The sequence below is a fragment of the Pseudomonas sp. NY15356 genome (assembly GCF_048068175.1).
Lineage (GTDB): Bacteria > Pseudomonadota > Gammaproteobacteria > Pseudomonadales > Pseudomonadaceae > Aquipseudomonas > Aquipseudomonas putida_K.
On the sequence record NZ_JBLUPW010000050.1, the window covers coordinates 1 to 18,471 of the forward strand.

Annotated in this window: 16 protein-coding genes and 1 pseudogene; 14 read left to right on the forward strand and 3 right to left on the reverse strand. The window is 57.0% G+C overall.

Annotation, left to right across the window (positions count from 1 at the left end):
* Positions 1 to 106 precede the first annotated feature (106 nt).
* Positions 107 to 454: pseudogene (locus ACNFCI_RS23510) on the reverse strand (IS5 family transposase); the annotation flags it as partial.
* A 242-nt stretch (positions 455 to 696) separates the two neighbouring features.
* Between ACNFCI_RS23510 and ACNFCI_RS23515 the strand changes: the two are divergent.
* Genes ACNFCI_RS23515 through ACNFCI_RS23525 form a run of 3 tightly spaced genes read left to right on the forward strand, consistent with a single transcriptional unit; the run spans position 697 to position 2,182 of the window.
* Positions 697 to 948 (forward strand): hypothetical protein, encoded by a 252-nt coding sequence (locus ACNFCI_RS23515; RefSeq protein ID WP_368829415.1) that lies wholly within the window; start codon positions 697 to 699, stop codon positions 946 to 948.
* Positions 945 to 1,616 (forward strand): MFS transporter, encoded by a 672-nt coding sequence (locus ACNFCI_RS23520; protein ID WP_368829416.1) that lies wholly within the window; start codon positions 945 to 947, stop codon positions 1,614 to 1,616. Before ACNFCI_RS23515 ends, ACNFCI_RS23520 begins: the two co-directional genes overlap by 4 nt.
* 47 nt (positions 1,617 to 1,663) lie before the next feature.
* On the forward strand, positions 1,664 to 2,182 hold the full coding sequence (locus ACNFCI_RS23525) for a hypothetical protein (protein ID WP_368829417.1): 519 nt from the start codon (positions 1,664 to 1,666) through the stop codon (positions 2,180 to 2,182).
* Between the two features lie 284 nt (positions 2,183 to 2,466).
* Here the strand turns inward: ACNFCI_RS23525 and ACNFCI_RS23530 are convergent, their stop codons facing one another.
* Positions 2,467 to 3,702 carry an aromatic ring-hydroxylating oxygenase subunit alpha gene (locus tag ACNFCI_RS23530; protein ID WP_368829418.1) on the reverse strand — a complete coding sequence of 412 codons (1,236 nt, stop codon included), beginning with the start codon at positions 3,700 to 3,702 and terminating at the stop codon, positions 2,467 to 2,469.
* A gap of 208 nt (positions 3,703 to 3,910) precedes the next feature.
* The gene (locus ACNFCI_RS23535; RefSeq protein WP_368829419.1) at positions 3,911 to 4,882 is read right to left on the reverse strand and encodes a LysR family transcriptional regulator; all 972 of its coding nucleotides are present in this window, start codon (positions 4,880 to 4,882) and stop codon (positions 3,911 to 3,913) included.
* A 328-nt stretch (positions 4,883 to 5,210) separates the two neighbouring features.
* Between ACNFCI_RS23535 and ACNFCI_RS23540 the strand changes: the two genes are divergently transcribed.
* From ACNFCI_RS23540 to ACNFCI_RS23590, 11 genes are all read left to right on the forward strand, one after another.
* A complete protein-coding gene (locus tag ACNFCI_RS23540; RefSeq protein WP_196155151.1) occupies positions 5,211 to 6,365 on the forward strand; it encodes a quaternary amine ABC transporter ATP-binding protein in 1,155 nt (384 codons plus the stop codon).
* 70 nt (positions 6,366 to 6,435) lie between these two features.
* The gene (proW, locus tag ACNFCI_RS23545) at positions 6,436 to 7,395 is read left to right on the forward strand and encodes a glycine betaine/L-proline ABC transporter permease ProW (protein ID WP_368829420.1); all 960 of its coding nucleotides are present in this window, start codon (positions 6,436 to 6,438) and stop codon (positions 7,393 to 7,395) included.
* A gap of 51 nt (positions 7,396 to 7,446) precedes the next feature.
* Positions 7,447 to 8,472: a glycine betaine/L-proline ABC transporter substrate-binding protein ProX gene (gene proX, locus ACNFCI_RS23550; RefSeq protein ID WP_196155153.1), complete on the forward strand. Its 1,026-nt coding sequence runs from the start codon at positions 7,447 to 7,449 to the stop codon at positions 8,470 to 8,472.
* Between the two features lie 131 nt (positions 8,473 to 8,603).
* The gene (dddP, locus tag ACNFCI_RS23555) at positions 8,604 to 9,947 is read left to right on the forward strand and encodes a dimethylsulfonioproprionate lyase DddP (RefSeq protein WP_368829421.1); all 1,344 of its coding nucleotides are present in this window, start codon (positions 8,604 to 8,606) and stop codon (positions 9,945 to 9,947) included.
* Positions 9,948 to 10,177: 230 nt separating this feature from the next.
* On the forward strand, positions 10,178 to 11,188 hold the full coding sequence (locus tag ACNFCI_RS23560; RefSeq protein ID WP_368829422.1) for a GlxA family transcriptional regulator: 1,011 nt from the start codon (positions 10,178 to 10,180) through the stop codon (positions 11,186 to 11,188).
* 78 nt (positions 11,189 to 11,266) lie between these two features.
* Entirely contained in the window at positions 11,267 to 12,586 is a 1,320-nt protein-coding gene (locus tag ACNFCI_RS23565) for an NAD(P)/FAD-dependent oxidoreductase (protein ID WP_368829423.1), read from the forward strand.
* A gap of 138 nt (positions 12,587 to 12,724) precedes the next feature.
* A complete protein-coding gene (locus ACNFCI_RS23570) occupies positions 12,725 to 14,053 on the forward strand; it encodes an MFS transporter (RefSeq protein ID WP_368829424.1) in 1,329 nt (442 codons plus the stop codon).
* Positions 14,054 to 14,117: 64 nt separating this feature from the next.
* Entirely contained in the window at positions 14,118 to 15,020 is a 903-nt protein-coding gene (locus ACNFCI_RS23575) for a dihydrodipicolinate synthase family protein (RefSeq protein ID WP_368829425.1), read from the forward strand.
* Between the two features lies 1 nt (position 15,021).
* A complete protein-coding gene (locus tag ACNFCI_RS23580; RefSeq protein ID WP_368829426.1) occupies positions 15,022 to 16,512 on the forward strand; it encodes an aldehyde dehydrogenase in 1,491 nt (496 codons plus the stop codon).
* A 127-nt stretch (positions 16,513 to 16,639) separates the two neighbouring features.
* The gene (locus tag ACNFCI_RS23585; protein ID WP_196155160.1) at positions 16,640 to 17,461 is read left to right on the forward strand and encodes a sulfite exporter TauE/SafE family protein; all 822 of its coding nucleotides are present in this window, start codon (positions 16,640 to 16,642) and stop codon (positions 17,459 to 17,461) included.
* A 63-nt stretch (positions 17,462 to 17,524) separates the two neighbouring features.
* On the forward strand, positions 17,525 to 18,382 hold the full coding sequence (locus tag ACNFCI_RS23590) for a DMT family transporter (RefSeq protein WP_416768368.1): 858 nt from the start codon (positions 17,525 to 17,527) through the stop codon (positions 18,380 to 18,382).
* Positions 18,383 to 18,471 lie beyond the last annotated feature (89 nt).

The following is an 18,471-nucleotide window of genomic DNA, read 5'->3' on the forward strand; positions in this document are numbered from 1 at the left end:
ACTCATCGTGGCGCGGGATGCAATCCCAAACAGACGCCGGATAGATTTAGGCAAGCCATCCATTTCATCCGATGATCAGTATTGCAAAAAATGGGGTGACCATAGATTTTTTCCCGGCATCAGAAGACGCTCGGGTTGCGCGTACAGCGGTTGAGTCGATCATCCAGGTTTGCAAGTCGATCAAGCCTTGCTCATTCAATCTCAGATGCAAGCGTTTGAGCATCTGATCGAACGTGCCCTGGTTTCGCCAACCCCGGAACCGCTGATAGACCGTTGACCATGGACCGAAGCGTTCCGGCATGTCTCGCCACGCAGCGCCTGAACAGAGCACCCAAAGCACGCCATCGAGCATCAGCCGGTCGCTCAGGCGCGGCCTCCCTCGGCCATGAGTTTCGATGAAGAGATCGGAGACCACATCCCAGGCCTCGTCCGAGAGTTCGTAACGCTTTGCCATCACAGAATTCCTTTCCGTCGATGGCGTGGGACTCTACAAAAACTCAGCGTTCGAGGGGCGGCGATTGGGTTTCTCGGGATTTCGTACAGAGCCTAAGAGGTTCATCTTCTCACCAACAACTCATTGGCATTAATCCGCTGTTTTCGCCCAGTCTCTCGGCCCTAGGGCGCAGGGTGGCTATTTGTCTGGAGGACAACAACGCATCGGTAACCTTCATTGAGCAACATTTGATAGATGCGGGTATGAAGACCACGCGTATGACGCCGGTTGCCCATGACGAACTGATGGCAATTTGTCAGTCGTTGCCTCACGCCGCCATTCTTGGGTTCGGCATAGCCTTATCAATGTCGTCGGTGGATCTGGCTCTTGTCGAAGAAGTCATGCCACCTCCAATGCGTACCATGATGGCGTTATTGTCCCGCCTTCTAATCAACCCACCAGAGGTTTACTGGGGCATACAATTGGAAAACGCTTTGCCATCATCTCCACCATGACGGCCTATTCCAGCACTGCCATGCAGTTGATCGGTGGGCGGGCCTGCATGGGGATCTTTGGTGCCATGCTGATGCCTTCGACATTGGCACTGATCCGTTCGGTTTTCGAGGACCGGGAAGAGCGGCGCCTGGCTGTCGCCATCTGGGCAACCACCCTGACGGTGGGTTCGGCACTCGGTCCTTTGATTGGAGGTGTGCTGCTGGAGTTTTTCAGGTGGGGGGCGATCTTCCTATTGGCAGTACCCATACTGCTGCCGCTGTTGATCCTCGGGCCATGGTTGCTGCCTGAGTCGGAACCTGATGCGTCGGGGCCTCTTGATCCTTTGAGCATCCTGCAATCCATGATCGCGCTAGGGGCGCTGGTCTATAGCATCAAGCATGTAGCCAGCGAAGGTATAGACGGTTTGGCCACGGTAGCCTTTGTCATCGGCATGGCAAGCGGCTGGCTGTTCGTGCAGCATCAGTTGAAGCTGGCGGTTCCCTTGATGGACCTGACGCTATTTCGCAATAAAACCTTCAGCGGTTCTGTCGTCATCAATTTGATGAGTTTGGCCTTCTTGGTTGGCTTTGTCTTTTTCGCCACGCAGTACTTGCAAATCGTTCTGCGTATGTCAGCGCTCAATGCCAGCCTGGTATTGGTGCCTGGGCAAGTTCTGGCAATATCATAGGGATGTTGGTGGTACCGGTTGCTCAGCGGGTTTCGGTGCCTGTGTTGGTGCCCATTCTCCTCGCGTTTACCGGCGCCGCGTTTTTACTGGTTGCCAGCCTTGGCAGCAGTCTAACGGTCGTGACTGTCGCCTTTGCCTTATTGAATATTGGCGTGGGAGCAATTGCCACGGTGTCCAATGACGTGATCCTGTCGGCGGCCCCACCCGCCAAGGCAGGAGCCGCATCAGCCATTAGTGAAACCGCCTATGAAGTGGGGGTAGTGCTGGGGACAGCGGTGCTGGGCGGCTTGGTGACCGCCTACTATCGTGGCACGTTACATTTGCCGGCGTTCCTTACACCCATACAAGAGCGCCTTGCCAGCGAAACGCTGGCCGGCGCTCATACCGTGGCGGCCGCGCTGACGGGCGATCAGGCAAGCGAGCTGATGAGCATCGCCGCGGACGCATTTGAAAGGGGCATTGGTTTGATGTCGTGGGTGACCTTCGCCCTGGCAGTGATAGCCATAGCCATTGCCCGTTGGACGTTGAGAGCGAGTCAACCAGCTTCTCGGTCAGGGTCGGACTAGCGTGAACGGGCAGCTATTTCCCCTTCGCAGACGTCCTCAGTGTCATCGTTAGAAGAAACTAGCCGGTGCAATGACAGGCATGTTTGAGTGGGCTTTCGCTGACCCGATTTGTTGACTCACTTGGCCATGCAAAGATGAGAGAGCCTTTTGGAAATGCCCATCACAGACAGTGAGGTACCGCTCTTGGAGGTTGTGTCTTATGCGGTGCTTATCGAAGCGGTACTTGCCCGAGGCGCTGGGTCGGAAGGCCAGCATTGATGCTGGCCTGACGGGCTTCCGACCCCTTAGCCCACGGACTTCAATGGAATAGGGTCCTGAAGGCGATTCAGCATCGTCTCGCAATACCAATCATCGAACTGACAGACACCGTTTTCAGCAATCTCGGAAAACGGACCAGGCTCGTAGGTCGGGGAGCTTATGCCTGCTTGGGTGCCTTCAACGAGGCGACGGTCTTGGTCGTTCGTCGCCAGCCACACCTTAGTGAGCCGGTCCAGGTCATAGTCGACCCCTTCCACAGCGTCCTTGGGGACCAGCCATTTTGTAGTCACCAAGGTTTCACCTGGCCCCATGGGCAGAACCCGGAAACTCAGCGCGTGGTCACCCAGGAAGTGGTTCCAAGTGGACGGGTAGTTGAAGTACAACAGCGCTCCGATGTTCGGCTCCCCGCTTTGATCGAGTCGTCCGGCTACTGCTGGCTTGCCGTCCATGGTGTAGCTGACAGCACCTGCAGACAACGGGATGCGCGTCATGCGATAGCGGCCGCTCGGATCCATCACCAAGCGGCTCGGCATGCCTGCGGTTTCGCAACGTTGCCAATGTTCGAGCAACTCAGGATCGTCCTCGCCGCCCACGCCAGCGACGGAAAGGTTTTCGACGAAGGAATTGAGAAGTTCGGGGTGGGTGCCTTCGCAGTGGAAGCACTCACGGTTATTTTCAAATACCAGTTTCCAATTGCCCTTCTCGACAAGGTTGGACTCGAAGGCCACCTTGCAGTTTTCCAGGCGATGAGGGCCAATGAAGGGGCTAACCGCTTGACGGAAGGCGTCGAAGTCAGGCGCTCGTTCGGCGACGCAGATATAGATGTAGGTATGGACGATCTGGCAATGGACGGTCTTCAAACCGTACTGGGTCTTGTCGAAGTCAGCCCCCATGTTGCCGGCATACAGAAGATTGCCGTCCAGCTCGAACGTCCATTTGTGATAGGGGCACACCATCTTGGCGACCTTGCCGTGCGAATGCTCGCAGACCTTGGCACCCCGATGGCGGCAAGCGTTGTGGAACGCTCGGACTTGACCGTCTTTGCCCATCACGACCGCGACAGGATAGTCACCGACTTGTAACGTAAAATATTGCCCTGGTTTTTCGATTTCGAAGGTGTGGCCCGCAAAGACCCAGTCTTTATGCCAAATCTGCTCGAGGTCTTGGCGATAGACTTCAGGTTCGAGATAAAGCTCACGAGGAAGTGCATGTCGCGCCTTGCGTTTCTGGATCAGACCCATTACGGATTCTTTGCTATTCATTGTTATCCTCCTCTCACCAACTGACAGGCCAATGACGCGGAGCAATTCGCACGTCACAGCCATATGTGTTGTTCGCCGTACGCGCATGCACGGGTCAAGACCGGCGTTCTAAAACCATATGGGTGGAAGGGTACGCCCGACTCAGGAGGCCAACAAACGACTTTTTCAAGTGCAAATAGATAATGACAGGTTATGGGTGCCAGCGTGATCACTGGGCTTTCCATCTCGTGAATTTCGACAGGACCCAATCACGGACGCGTCGGCAAGCATCGTCGTAGTCGGTGTCCTCTCGACACGCCAGGTAATGAAGGCTGTTGCGCAGCGTCACCTGTTGCTCGACGGGGCGAACCAGAATGCCTTTCTCTACCAGGCTACCGACCAATTGATTCCACCCCAACGCAATGCCCTGGCCCGTGAGCACCATGCTCACGATGAGATTGTAATCATTGGCATGAAACAGGGGCGGGCTGTCTTTTGGGCGTTCATCGATGTCGATGTTCTGGAAGGCGAGCCAGACGCTCCAGTCCACGTGTTCTGCCACTCCCGCCCTGCCGATAGGGCTGAGGTCGAGCAAGACCGAATCACGCAGCCCCTCCAGTGTGGCGATCTCAGGGTGCTGCTCGAGGAACGCGGGCGTGCACACCGGATAGATGATGTCATGGCAAAGCGGGTAGTTCTTGTAGCCGGCAGCGGCCTTGCTGATCTTCGAGATGATGATGTCGGGTACTACACCAGGTTCCATGTTCACGAAATTCTGCGTAGTGACCAGGTTCAGCTCGATATCAGGATTCTTGGCTCTGAAATCCGGGAGTTGCTGAGACAGCCAGAGCGCTGAGAATGCCGGAGAACAGCAGACTGTCAAAACGTGCTTTTGCAATGGGGCATTACGGATGCGATCGGCGGCTTGGGCAATGTTCACGAACGACAGTTGCGCCGCTTCGAAAAATACCGCGCCGGCAGCGGTCAGCTCTACAGTGCGACCCGAGCGCATGAACAAGGGGGCATCCAGAAATGTCTCCAGCTCACGGATCTGCCGACTGATAGCCGCCTGGGATACGCACAAGGCTTCTGCCGCACGGGTGAAACTCTTGTATTTGGCTGCCGCCACGAACGCCTTCACTGCCCTTAAAGAGGGCATGCGCAGTAATAACGTGTCTGGATCAGCATGCTTGCTGGTCATACCTCGCTCCTTTGACTATCGACGCTGGTGACCGAGCGTACCTCACGGCATTCGCCGACAACCAGAACGTGCGTCGCAAAAGGTCCTGGAGGGTCGCTTCGATCGATTTGCATAACGACAGGTTATCCAAAAAGCCTTGGAAATGTTGTTGGAATAGAAGGGGAGATGCTTATAGATTCTAAATGGAAGGCCGGCTGCGGCCACACAAAAATAACAATGAGATCACCCCTATGCGTAACGTTGACTTTTGGTACTGCCAATCCGTCTTGCCAGCATTAAATAGGCCGCGCACTCGCGGTCATAATGCATAACGCCTAGGAGGGACGCTATGAACAGTCCAGATGACATCATATCCGTAAAAAATATCTATAAAGTGTTCGGTGCCCAGACTGAGCTCGCCATGAGCCTGTTAAAAGCCGGGGCCAGCAAGAAAGAAGTCTTTGAAAAAACGGGTCAAGTGATCGGTGTCTTTGATGCTTCTTTCTCCGTCAAGCGTGGAGAAATCTTTGTCATCATGGGGCTTTCCGGCTCGGGCAAATCCACGATGGTTCGCTTGTTCAATCGTTTGATCGAGCCAACTTCCGGAAGCATCTTTCTCAATGGGCAAGAGATCACCGGCCTGTCCGACAAAGCGCTCTTGGATGTCCGCCGAAAAGAAATGGGCATGGTCTTTCAATCGTTTGCCCTGATGCCGCACATGAGTGTCTTGGCGAACACTGCGTTCGGCCTGGAGATCGCTGGCGTAGGAGAAGCAGAGCGGCACAAGCGTGCTCGGGAAGCACTGGCTCAGGTGGGTTTGGCCGGTCAGGAGAACAGCTTCCCCCATCAGCTCTCGGGCGGCATGCAGCAGCGTGTCGGCTTGGCCCGGGCACTGGCCAATGACCCGTCGATCCTTCTCATGGATGAAGCGTTCTCGGCGCTCGATCCACTGATTCGCAGCGAGATGCAAGGTGAGCTGATTCGTCTGCAGGCCGAGCAGAAACGCACGATCATCTTCATCTCCCACGATATCGAAGAAGCTATTCGCATCGGTCATCGTATCGCGATCATGGAGGGCGGTCGGGTCGTGCAGATCGGTACGCCACAAGAGCTGATCAGCCAGCCGGCGAATGATTATGTTCGGACATTCTTCAAAGGTTTCGATAGCTCCCGGGTGCTCAAGGCTGGCGACGTGGCATGCCTGGAGCCGGGGATCACCTATCGGGTCAATGGCAAGGCGCCCCAGCTTGCCGACGGTATCGAGTATGGCTACGTCTTGGGCGAGCAAGACCAACTGGTCGGCGTCATAGATCGTAATTCGGCGGTAGGCCAAGGCTATTTCAACCTGCATGAGCAGCAGCCTGTCTACCTCGATACCCCCCTCCACGATGTGCTCGACATCGCCGCCAATCTTCCCTATCCCGTGCCGGTGCTCGATCGCAATGGTGCCTTCAAGGGGACATTGTCGAAAAACCAACTTTTGCAGACTTTGAGCCGTAACTGATTCCAGCTGCGATGGTCGTTATGCGCCGGATGCTGCTTGAGCGACCGGCGATGAGAAGAGGTAATTCAACATGTCCGAATTCAGTATTCTTGATCCCTTCCAGGCTGCCACCATTCCATTAGGCGACTGGGTGCAAAGCACCTTGAATTTTCTGGTCCACCATTTTCGTGACCTCTTTCGGGCAATTCGCTGGCCGATCGACCACGTCTTGAATGGCATTGAGTTCACCCTCCAAAGCATACCGCCGACGATCGGCATTGTTTTGTCGTCGCTCTTGGGCTGGCAGTTAGCTGGCAAGCGGATGGCACTGCTTTGCTTTGTCACCCTGACACTGTTGGGGTTGATCGGCGTCTGGGCCGAATCCATGACGACGCTGGCACTGGTCCTTACGTCAGTATTCTTCTGCGCGCTGATTGGTATTCCGCTCGGCATCCTGAGCGCTCGGTACAACCGACTGGAGCAGATCATCCGCCCGCTGCTGGATGCCATGCAAACGCTGCCGGCATTCGTTTACCTGGTACCGGTGGTCATGCTGTTCGGGATCGGCAACGTTCCAGGTGTACTGGTAACGATCGTGTTCGCCTTGCCGCCATTGGTCCGTCTCACCAACCTGGGTATCCGGCAGGTGCCCGAGGACAAGATCGAAGCTGCCCGAGCGTTCGGGTGCACGCCTCGGCAAATGTTGATGCGTGTCCAGTTGCCGCTGGCGACCTCAACCATCATGGCCGGTCTCAACCAGACGTTGATGCTCTCTCTCTCGATGGTGGTGATCGCGTCGATGATTTCGGTGGGCGGTCTTGGGCAAATGGTTCTGCGTGGGATCGGCCGCCTGGATATGGGGCTGGCCACAGTAGGCGGTGTAGGCCTGGTACTGCTCGCGATTTTCCTCGACCGCCTGACGCAAGCCATGGGGGCACGTTCCGCTGCAGATCCAAGCCTGCGTTGGTACCACACGGGGCCGGTTGGTCTGCTTCTGCGAATGACCCGTATTTCGCAACCTCCTGTACGACGTGATACCGCCGCGCACTGAGGCGCAGCTGCTACCTGTTGAACGCAATCCTTCAGAAAAAGGTATGTGACGATGTCCGAAACAACGTTCTCTCGCAACATCCTGAAATATGCAGCTGTGCTTTCCTTTGCCCTGACGGCCTTGGGCAGTCAGGCATCGGCCGAGAAGCCGGGCGAAGGTACAAAAGTGACGCCGATCTTCCCGTCGATCGCGGAAGAGCGATTCCGCGGCGAGATTGCCATGGAGGGGCTGCGTGAGCTGGGTTACAAGGTCCAGGAGCCCAAAGAGACTGACTATGGCGTGATGATGATGGCGCTCGCCAATGGCGATGCCGACTTCACCGTCCACCTGTGGGACAGGCTGCACGACAAATTCTATCAGCAGGCCGGTGGTGACAGCGTCATGGTCAAAACCGGTTCGATCATGCCTGGCGTGCTCCAGGGTTACCTGATCGACAAGAAAACCGCCGATGCCTACCACATCACCAACCTGGCCGATCTCAAGAAGCCTGAGATCGCCAAGTTGTTCGACACCGATGGCGATGGCAAAGCTGACCTCACTGGATGCAACCCAGGTTGGGGATGTGAACTGATCATCGATCACCACATGAAGGCCTACGGTTTGCAGAACACGGTACATGTCAATCAAGGGTCCTACTTCGCCCTGATGGCAGACACCATCACCCGGTACAAGGAAGGCAAGCCGATCCTTTATTTCACTTGGGTGCCTCAATGGATCGCGACGGTCCTGGTGGAAGACAAGGACGTCGTCTGGCTCGAAGTCCCGAAAACCGACCTGCCCGACGGCAACAACGATATCGATACCTCTTACAACGGCAAGAACCTGGGCTTTGCGGTAGACCAGGTCAAGGCTGTCCTGAACAAGGACTTCGCTGAGGAAAACCCGGCGGCCTTCAAGTTCCTGTCGGTCATGCAGATCAGTACTGCCGATGAAAGCGCCCAGAACCTGAAGATGCAAAACGGCGAGAAAAAACCAGCCGATATCGAGCGCCATGCCAAGGAGTGGATTGCTGCCCATCGTCAGCAGTTCGACACGTGGTTGAGCGAGTCGCGCGCTGCCGCTCAGGCGAGCAAGTAGCAGAGGGGGCGGGTTGGTAGGTGGCTTGGCGGCGTTGCCCCTTATTGCCCCGCGCCTCTCTACGCAGAGCTGGCCATGCCCTGTTCGATGGCATCGGCCAGCACTTCAGGTCATTAATGGGCATATAGATCATGAACACTTCGCCGTTTTCCATCAGCGCTGATGCGCGACGTATCGACCCCTCCAGGCGCAATACCTTTTCACTGAAAGCCGATGGTTCGCTCGATGACAATGACCGGACTGAAATCGGGCCGACGGCGTTGGCCTTTTCGGAGTGGGAGCAATTGGGTCTTGAGCCACCCCATCTGCATTCGATGCGGGCCTACCGAATCGAGCGCATCAAACAACAGTTGGTAGCAAGGGATCTGGCCGGGGTCCTGCTTTTCGATCCCCTCAATATCCGCTACGCCACCGACACCACCAACATGCAACTCTGGACGACCCACAACCCGGCACGTGCTTGTTTCGTGTCAGCCACCGGGCATGTCGTGCTCTGGGATTTCCATGGCTGTGATCATCTGAGCGCGCACCTGCCATTGATCTCGGAGTTACGCAGTGGTGCATCGTTCTTCTACTTCGAAACCGGCAATCGTACCGATGAGCATGCTCACCGTTTCTGTGCGCAGGTCGATGACTTGCTCCGCACCCAGGGTGGGTCGAACCGCCGACTGGCGGTGGATCGCATCGAGCTGGCCGGCGTGCGAGCCTTGGACGCGCTGGGGGTAGAGCTGTGCAATGGCCAGGAAGTGATGGAGTTCGCTCGAGTCATAAAGGGGCCCGACGAAATCAAGGCGATGCGCTGTGCGGTCGCCTCCTGTGAGGCTGCGGTGGCCGAAATGCATCGTTCGCTGCGTGCAGGAATGACCGAGAACGACGTCTGGTCGGTGTTGCATGCAGGGAACATTCGCCGAGGAGGGGAATGGATCGAGACGCGCATCCTGAGCTCGGGGCCACGGACGAACCCCTGGTTCCAGGAGTCCGGCCCACGGGTGCTGAGCGATGGGGACCTTCTCTCGTTCGATACGGACCTCATCGGCGTGTACGGTATCTGCGTGGACATGTCTCGCAGTTGGATCTGCGGAGCCCTGGAGCCGAGCGCCGAGCAAAAGCGCCTCTACCGCATAGCGCACGAGCACATCACCCATAACATGTCGTTGGTCAAGCCTGGCGTCAGCTTTTCCGAGTTGACGGCACGATCGCATCGGCTCCCTGAGGCCTGCAGACCCCAGCGCTACGGCGTGCTCTTTCACGGAGTAGGGCTGTGCGATGAATACCCTTGCATCCGTTATCCGGAAGACGTTGCGAGTTACGGTTATGAAGGGGAACTGCAGCCCGGCATGGCGTTGTGTGTCGAGGCGTATGTCGGTGAGGTCGGCGGTCAGGACGGCATCAAGTTGGAAAACCAATTGTTGGTAACGGAAACCGGCTACGAACTGCTTACACACTATCCCTTCGAAGAGTGTTTCCTGCGCTGATTGAATTCCGTGGGCTCGGGTCGGCCTGATGGCCGTCACGTGCCCGGCGGATGAAGGTGTCGGGACGGATAACCTCATGTTATCCAATTGGCTTATTAAATGTCGTTGGACCGCAGCATCATTAGACTTTACATTCGTTTTGAGTCTGCAGTTCTACAGTGCGCAGCAATAATAATCAGTGTGGTCGACGCCTGTAAAAAGGCTGCTCGCCGAATCGGTGGTGGTTACTCATGAATAGTCTGTCGAGAGACGTCAGCGCGCTGCAGGTGGGCCGTAATATGAAATCTACCGCCGCCGTATCAGACACGATGGCGTCGCGTGTTGGCTTTCTGTTGCTGGATAACTTCTCGCTGACCTGTTTTTCCCAGTCGTTGGATGTATTGTCCACGGCCAACTTGATTAGCCCAGGCAGCGTCAGCATTCATACCTTTAGCTCAAACGACGCGGAAGTGACCAGTGACCTGGCGATCCCGATTCGGCCGAGTATGCCCTTGACGGATATACGCCTGGGTGGGTTGGACCTCATGATTATCTGCGGAGGGCTGCGAACGCCTCGGGCAGTTCCGAAGTGGCTGACGGCATTGCTGCAGAAGCTTTCCAGGCTGCCCATGATTTTAGGAGGGCTCTGGAACGGGGCTTGGTATCTCGGGGAGGCTGGATTGCTCGATGGCTATAAATGCGCCATTCATCCAGAGCAGCGAATGGCGCTTTCCGAGCGTGTGCCCCATGCGAGCGTTACGCTGGACCCCTTGGTTGTGGACCGTGACCGATTTACCGCTGCGACCCCCGTCGGTGCGTTCCACATGATGGTCAAGTGGCTAGGCATGGTCCGCGGTGAGAAACTGTCCAACGCGGTCCTCGATGCGCTTGACTATGACACCTCTCGATTCCGTCGAAACTTCAGCCCCCACGGAAAACCGTTGTGCCGGATAACACGAGAAGTGATCACTTTGATGGAGTCGAATCTTGAGGAGCCTCTTGACTCCGCACAGATTTCGACGTGCGTAGGGCTGTCGCTACGTCAAATACAACGCCGTTTCAGAAAGCAACTTGGTACTACCCTGCAAAAGTATTATCTCGAGTTGCGAATCACCGAGGCGCGGCGTCTTCTTCAGAACGCCAACGTCAGTGTCGTCGATGCTGCGATCGCGTGTGGCTTTGTATCACCGAGTCACTTCAGTAGGAATTACAGTGCATTGTTCGGCTATCCGCCCTCTAAAGAACGTCGCTGTGAGTATTGAATGGCGGTGGCTATTCAATAATTAAGTCGTTGGTTCAGTATTTTTCTCGCGGTCGCGCATTCGTTATAGGACGTGGACATGGTAACAGTATCGTCTTTACCTGCTGATGATAATTCCTGTGGCTGGTACCACCTCAGCAAAGGGCGGCAGGTAAAACCTGCTCATCGAGGGCAATGTTCCGCGCGCTGGGTGATCGTGGGCGCCGGTTATAGCGGATTGGCAGCGGCACGACAGTTGGCATTGCATTTTCCCAGCGAGCAGATCGTATTGGTTGAGGCGCAGGAAGTAGGTTTTGGCACCTCGGGCCGCAATGCCGGCTTTGCGATCGATTTGCCCCATGACATCGGTGCTGAAGACTACATCGGTGATATCGAGACGGCCAAAACGGTCATGCGCCTTAACGTGAGCGGCCAGTCTTATCTGAAACGCTTGGTCGAGCAATACGACATCGATTGCCAGATGAAGCATTGCGGTAAATACCAGGCGGCGGTCGAGCCTAGGGGGATCGCCGTGCTCGATGCCTATCGCCGGGGTCTGGATAAGCTTGACCAGCCATACGACATGATTTCGGGCGATGCGCTACCGGAGCACATTGGCACCCACTTCTACCGTCAGGCACTGTTCACCCCAGGCACCTCCCTTGTCCAACCATCGGCGCTGGTCAAAGGCTTGGCTGACAGCTTACCGGCCAACGTCACGCTCTACGAAAATACCGCGATCACGGAAGTGGAGTATGGCGACAAGACTGTGCTCAAGCACGCCAACGGCGTTATCACCGCAGATAAGCTCATTCTCACCAACAATGCGTTTGGTATGAGCTTTGGTTTCCTTAAAGGGCGCATGCTGCCGGTCTTCACCTATGCCAGCCTGACCCGCCCATTGAGCGAGGAGCAGCAGGCCAGGCTCGGCGGAAAACCCTATTGGGGCGTCATTCCCGCAGACCCCTTTGGTACCACGGTACGGCGTACCCCCGACAACCGCATCCTGATACGCAATAGTTTCAGTTTCAACCCGGACGGTCGCGCCAAGCAGAAATACCTGGAGCGCTTCGTCTCGCGCCATCGTGATGCTTTCGAACGCCGCTTTCCGATGCTGGCCGGCCAGCCGTTCGAGTTCACCTGGGGGGGCGCATTGGCGCTGTCGCGTAACCACGAAGGCTTCTTCGGAGAGCTGCGTCCAAATGTCTACGGGGCGCTGTGCTGCAACGGTCTGGGCGTCACTCGCGGCACGGCAACTGGCCAACTGTTGGCCGACTGGCTGGCAGGCGAACGCTCTGACTTGATCGACTTCCTGCTTCGGTCCGCCGGGCCGTGCGCGAACCCTCCCAAGCCCTTGGTGACGATCGGCGTCAACCTCAATTTGAAGTGGGGGCAGTTCAGGGCAGGCCAGGAAGGGTAGGGCTCCGCGCGGCTTCGCATCACAAACGATAACGACAAGACCACCATGGCTCACTGAGTTCTGGAAGTGGCCCCGGCCTGAAGGTGTGGTTTTCAGGATTCGTACTGCCCATCCCAAAAAGCGATTTCAGGTACAAGAATGACAAGCTTGAATGTTTCGGTCGAAGACGTGGAACTCAACCGGTTCCATAAACTACTCACCCTGCGATCAGGGGGAGGTTCTTTCGTTGATGGCTATGTCCTCAGCATTATTGGTGTCGCACTTTCCCACCTTGTCGGATCCTTGGCATTGTCCAGTTTCTGGGAAGGCATGATTGCGTCTTCGGCATTGATTGGTATTTTCTTCGGTGGCTTTCTCGGCGGTTGGTTGACGGATCGGCTAGGGCGTAAGCGGTTGTTCTTCGTTGGGCCGATTCTCTTCATTGCCGCATCGGTGGGCCAGTTCTGGGCCGACACTGCGCTCTCCATATTCCTCCTCCGATTGGTCATTGGCATTGCAGTGGGGATCGAGTATCCCGTGGCCACCTCGATGCTGGTCGAGTTCATGCCGAAGCAATACCGCGGCCCTCGCTTGGCGATGTTGACCATCCTATGGTTCGCCGGGGCCGCGAGCGCCTACATCGCGGGTGAAGTCATCTTGCGTATCGGGGGCGATGAAGCCTGGCGCTGGGTTCTCGCAAGCTCCGCGGTCATCGGCCTGGCGTTGTTCCTCATCCGCCTGGGAACACCTGAGTCCCCGCGCTGGTTGCTGAGCAAGGGCCGGTCCGCAGAAGCGGAGGCGGTGATCAAGCAGGTTTACGGAAACGCCTTTTCGTTGAAAAACCTGCCTGAGCAAGACATTGGCTACAAAATCACGATCTGGAACCTGCTGTATGCGGGTTACGGGGCACGGATGCTTTTCGTCATCATCTTCTGGACATGCTGCATCATCCCGCTGTTTGCGGTTTACGCATTCGCTCCCAAGGTCCTGGCAGCACTGAATGTCAGTGGTGACAGCGCCTCGATTGGCTCCGTGCTGATCACATTGTTCTTCGTGGTGGGGTGCGTCATCGCTACCAAGATCATCAACCGCCTCGGGCGGCGGAGCATGTTGATCTACAGCTTCCTGTTCTCCAGCCTGGCGCTGTTTTGCCTGGGGGCGTTCAACACCAGCGCTGGAGGATGGATCCTCGTCTTCTTCGCCATCTATGCATTGTTCATTGGCGGCGCACAGGTATTGACGCTTGTGTATCCCAATGAGCTCTTCCCAACAGAAATCCGCGCGTTTGCAGTCGGCGTCGGCACTTCGTTTTCGCGAATCGGTGCTGCCGTTGGCACTTATCTGGTACCGATTTCGCTCGAGACGCTTGGCATTTCTCAAACCATGTACATCGCGGCATTCATCACGTTGATCGGCTTGACACTTTCGTGGCTGCTGGCGCCCGAGACCCGTTCGATGAATTTGCAGCAGGCGGCATCCCTGAGCTGACTCACACGGTACCGAGCTACTGCCCGGCCCGTACACCACTGATCGTTACACTGGAGAATCAACCGTGAAATTCGAAGGTATCTATACCCCGGCAATCACTCCCCTGGCCGTTGACGGCTCGATCGACAAGGCGGCCTTCGCTGAGGTGCTCGAGTACTTGGTCGAGTCCAAGGTCCACGGCATCATCATTAGTGGTTCCACCGGCGAGTACTACGCCCACACTGCCCAGGAGCGCATCGACCTGGCCGCCCAGGCCAAGGATGTGATCAACGGCCGCTTACCGCTGATCGTCGGCACAGGTGCGATCCGCACCGAAGATTCCGTGGCCTTTGCCAAGCACGCCAAGGAGATCAAGGCCGATGCGCTGCTGGTCGGCACACCGCCCTACGCGTTGCCGACCCAGCAGGAGATCGCCCTGCACGTCAAGGCTGTGGATGCGGCCGCCGGTCTGCCGATCATGCTGTACAACTACCCGGGCCGCATGAGCGTGGGTATGGGCGAGGAGTTCTTCGATGCGGTCGCCGACGTGAAGAACATCGTCGCCATCAAGGAAAGCTCCGGCGACATGAACCAGCTGCACCGCCTGGCCATCAAGCGCCCGAACATCCAACTCTCCTGCGGCTGGGACGACCAGGCCCTGGAGTTCTTCGCCTGGGGTGCCAAGAGCTGGGTCTGCGCCGGCTCCAACTTCATTCCGCGCGAACACGTGGCGCTGTATGAGGCCTGCGTACTGGAGAAAGACTTCGACAAGGCCCGCCGCATCATGGCGGCGATGATGCCGCTGATGGACTTCCTGGAAGGTGGCAAGTTCGTTCAGTCGATCAAATACGGCTGCGCGCTCAATGGCCTGAGCACCGGGGGCGTGCGCAAACCGCTGCATGATCTGGACGCCAGCGAGAAAGCGGCCCTCGAGGGCGTGGTCAGCGAACTCAAGCGTGCCATCGCACAAATCACTGGAGGTGCCTGACATGGCCGAATTGCTGAGCAAGGACCAATATGCGGCCATTGCTGCCGACCTGCAACTGCGTACCCAGGCGTTCATCGACGGTGAGTTTCGCGATGCGATCTCGGGGCGTACCTTCATCACCACCAACCCGGCCACCGGCCAGCAGTTGGCCGAGATCGCGGCTTGTGACGTCAACGACGTCAATGTCGCGGTAGCCGCCGCCAAACGCGTGTTCGAAGACGGTTCGTGGTCGAAGCTGCAGCCCGCAGAGCGCAAGCACACACTGCTGAAGTTCGCCCAGCTGCTCGAAGACAATGCCCATGAGCTGGCCGTGCTGGAAAGCCTGGACAGCGGCAAGCCGGTCAGCGAATGCCAGAATGTCGACGTACCGGAAACCATCCACACCATTCGCTGGCATGCCGAGTTGATCGACAAGATCTACGACAATACCGCCCCCACCGGCAATGCCGCCGTGACCATGGTGGTACGTGAAGCCATCGGCGTGGTCGGCCTGGTACTGCCGTGGAACTTCCCACTGTTGATGCTGGCTTGGAAGATCGCGCCGTCGCTGGCTGCCGGTTGCTCGATCGTGGTCAAGCCCGCCAAGGAAACCACCTTGAGTGCCCTGCGCGTGGCGCAGCTTGCCCACGAGGCCGGCATCCCGGCCGGCGTGTTCAACCTGGTACCCGGTGGTGGTCGTGAGGTAGGCGAGGCCATCGGACGCCATATGGACATCCCGATGGTCAGCTTCACCGGCTCCACCGAAACCGGTCGTCTGTTCTTGAAATATGCTTCTGAATCCAACCTCAAGCGCATCGTGCTGGAGCTCGGTGGCAAGAACCCGGCCGTGGTCATGAACGACTGCGAGAACCTGGACGAAGTCGCCCAGTTCGTCACGGCCGGTGCGTTCTGGAACATGGGCGAGAACTGCTCTGCGTCCTCGCGTCTGATCGTGCACAAGGATGTGAAAGACGAACTGCTGGACCTGATCGCCAAGCACCTGAAGGACTGGAAGCTGGGCGACCCGCTGGACCCGGATAACCGCCTGGGCGCGATGGTCAGCAAGTCGCACTTCGAGAAGGTGAAGTCCTACCTGGATTACGCCGCCGAGCACAAGCTCGACGTCGTACAAGGTGGTGAGACAGAAGACGGCGTGTTCGTGCAGCCGACCATCGTCGATGGCGTGGCGCGTGACAGCAAGCTGTTCATCGAGGAGATCTTCGGCCCGGTACTGAGCGTGACCACCTTCCAGACTATCGACGAAGCCATCGAGCTGGCCAACGATACGGTCTACGGCCTGGCTGCATCAGCCTATACCGGTAGCTTGCGCAATGCCCTGCGCCTGTCCCGTGAAATCCGTGCGGGCGTGGTGACGGTCAACTGCTTCGGTGAAGGCGATGCCTCGACGCCGTTCGGTGGTTACAAGGAGTCTGGCTTCGGGGGCCGTGACAAGTCCATCTGGGCCCATGATCAGTACACGGAGCTCAAGACCATCTGGATCAACGCGTCCTGACCTGAGCGATACCGGTGCTGTTCTGACGGCGTTCGGCACCCTCCATGGCTCCCGCCTCCACGCAGGCGGGAGCCTTATACATTGAGTCCGTTCGCTACTATCCGGTGCGTGTCGCGAACAACACAATATGGCTTCGGATCGCCGACTGCAATCAAGCTTCAGCGCCACATTGTTGTCGATATTCTTCAATGATCAGGTGCAGAGAAATATGCTTTCTGATGTTGTGCTTGTCTCGCCGTCAGTTACCGCTTACGCCCTATGCTGTGTCTTCGTGGCCGCGGTTGCACGGGGTTTTTCCGGCTTTGGCTTTACCCTTCTGGCCATCATGTCACTTTCGTTCGTCTTGCCATTATCGACGATTGTCCCAGCCATGTTTGTTCTGGAAATTGCTGCCGGTCTGAGACTCTTGCCATCTCTGTGGGGACAGGTGCATTGGCGATCCATTCGAGTGCTGGTCATCAGCTCGATCATGGCGACGCCGGTGGGCGCGTACCTACTTGTCAACATACCAGCCGAATATGTCAAGTTTGTACTCGCCATCCTGATAATCGCGTGCTGTCTGGTCATGATCACGGGTTACAAGCTACAGAGGATGCCCACGGCCATGCAGACCGCTGCAACGGGTGCAGGGGCAGGGGTGCTCAATGGTTCGCTGGGCCTGGGTGGTCCTCCTGTGATCGTCTTTTTTCTTGGCTCTCCGCTAGCCTTGGAAGCGGGGCGGGCATCCATCATTGCAGCATTTCTTGCAATGGATGTTGCGGCGCTCCCCGCTTTCTGGGCGCTTGATCTGTTCGGGCGTGAGTCGCTACATCTCGGATTGATGAGCTTGCCGGTGCTGGTGTCAGGCGTTTGGTTGGGCGCGCGGATCGCCCAGCATGTAGAGGAAGCAACAGCGCGAAAGGTCATCCTCGTGCTGCTGATGCTGCTTGCCTTGGGTAGCTTTGTCTAACGGCCCGGTACCGTGCCACCCGCGATATCCGAGTTCAATGACCCAGACAGGTAGGTAAACACCTTGGAACACGGCTTCAGCACGACATCGCCTGCCAAAGGCCTTCGTATCGGTATAGGACTGTGCCTGCTCTCGATGTTCATCTTTGCGGTACAGGATGGTATTACCAAGACCTTGGTCAAAGACCTGCCTGTCGCACAAATGGTGATGGTCAGGTACTGGTTTTTCCTGCTTTTCGCCGTCGCATTTGTGTCGGTGAAGGGAGGGCTGAAAACGGCGGTCAGAACGGGCCAGCCGATGCTCCAGGTAGTGAGGGCGTTGCTTGGCGTGTTCGAGATAGCGGTATTTGGCCTGGCTTTGCGTTATCTGGGGCTGGCGGAAACCCACGCGATATATGCCATATTTCCTCTGCTGACCCTCTTCTTGGCAGCCTTGGTGCTGCGAGAGTCTGTTAGCCTGCGTCAGACCTTGGCAGCCGTGGTCGGTTTTACGGGAACCCTGATCATTCTGCAACCTGGCGTGGGCGTATTTAGCGTGGCGTCGCTGATCCCATTGCTTTCAGCCTTCATGTTCGCGGTATTCAATGTGCTGACGCGCAAGATCAGCCAGACCGATTCCTTTGCCACCAACATGTTGTACATGGGCTTTTGGGGAGCCGTAGCCTCCACGGCGATCGGGGGCGGGCAGTGGGTGATGCCCACACCACTCCAATGGGGGCTGATATTGGTCCTTTGCATTACCGGGATTGCTGCGCAGTTGCTGCTTTTGCAAGCGCTCAAATACACAGCCGCAGTCATTCTGCAACCGTTCAATTACGCACTGCTGATGTTCGCTTCGCTTATAGGTGTCGTTTGGTTCGGGGAAACGCTGGATAGTTTTCTGATCGTTGGGGCAACATTGGTGGGCGGCGGCAAAAACTGAGTGCAACACCTGACCTTTCCGGTACGGTGCTGCCCCTATGTCTTATACCGAACTCAGCGTTGAAGAGCGCGCCACCATACAAATCGGTC

Excerpts from the sequence above, each read along its gene's own strand:
- ACNFCI_RS23515 (WP_368829415.1), top strand. The coding sequence starts at position 697 with ATGAAGACCACGCGTATGACGCCGGTTGCCCATGACGAACTGATGGCA.
- ACNFCI_RS23520 (WP_368829416.1), top strand. The coding sequence starts at position 945 with ATGACGGCCTATTCCAGCACTGCCATGCAGTTGATCGGTGGGCGGGCC.
- ACNFCI_RS23530 (WP_368829418.1), bottom strand. The coding sequence starts at position 3,702 with ATGAATAGCAAAGAATCCGTAATGGGTCTGATCCAGAAACGCAAGGCG.
- ACNFCI_RS23535 (WP_368829419.1), bottom strand. The coding sequence starts at position 4,882 with ATGACCAGCAAGCATGCTGATCCAGACACGTTATTACTGCGCATGCCC.
- ACNFCI_RS23540 (WP_196155151.1), top strand. The coding sequence starts at position 5,211 with ATGAACAGTCCAGATGACATCATATCCGTAAAAAATATCTATAAAGTG.
- proW (WP_368829420.1), top strand. The coding sequence starts at position 6,436 with ATGTCCGAATTCAGTATTCTTGATCCCTTCCAGGCTGCCACCATTCCA.
- proX (WP_196155153.1), top strand. The coding sequence starts at position 7,447 with ATGTCCGAAACAACGTTCTCTCGCAACATCCTGAAATATGCAGCTGTG.
- dddP (WP_368829421.1), top strand. The coding sequence starts at position 8,604 with ATGAACACTTCGCCGTTTTCCATCAGCGCTGATGCGCGACGTATCGAC.
- ACNFCI_RS23560 (WP_368829422.1), top strand. The coding sequence starts at position 10,178 with ATGAATAGTCTGTCGAGAGACGTCAGCGCGCTGCAGGTGGGCCGTAAT.
- ACNFCI_RS23565 (WP_368829423.1), top strand. The coding sequence starts at position 11,267 with ATGGTAACAGTATCGTCTTTACCTGCTGATGATAATTCCTGTGGCTGG.
- ACNFCI_RS23570 (WP_368829424.1), top strand. The coding sequence starts at position 12,725 with ATGACAAGCTTGAATGTTTCGGTCGAAGACGTGGAACTCAACCGGTTC.
- ACNFCI_RS23580 (WP_368829426.1), top strand. The coding sequence starts at position 15,022 with ATGGCCGAATTGCTGAGCAAGGACCAATATGCGGCCATTGCTGCCGAC.
- ACNFCI_RS23585 (WP_196155160.1), top strand. The coding sequence starts at position 16,640 with ATGGCTTCGGATCGCCGACTGCAATCAAGCTTCAGCGCCACATTGTTG.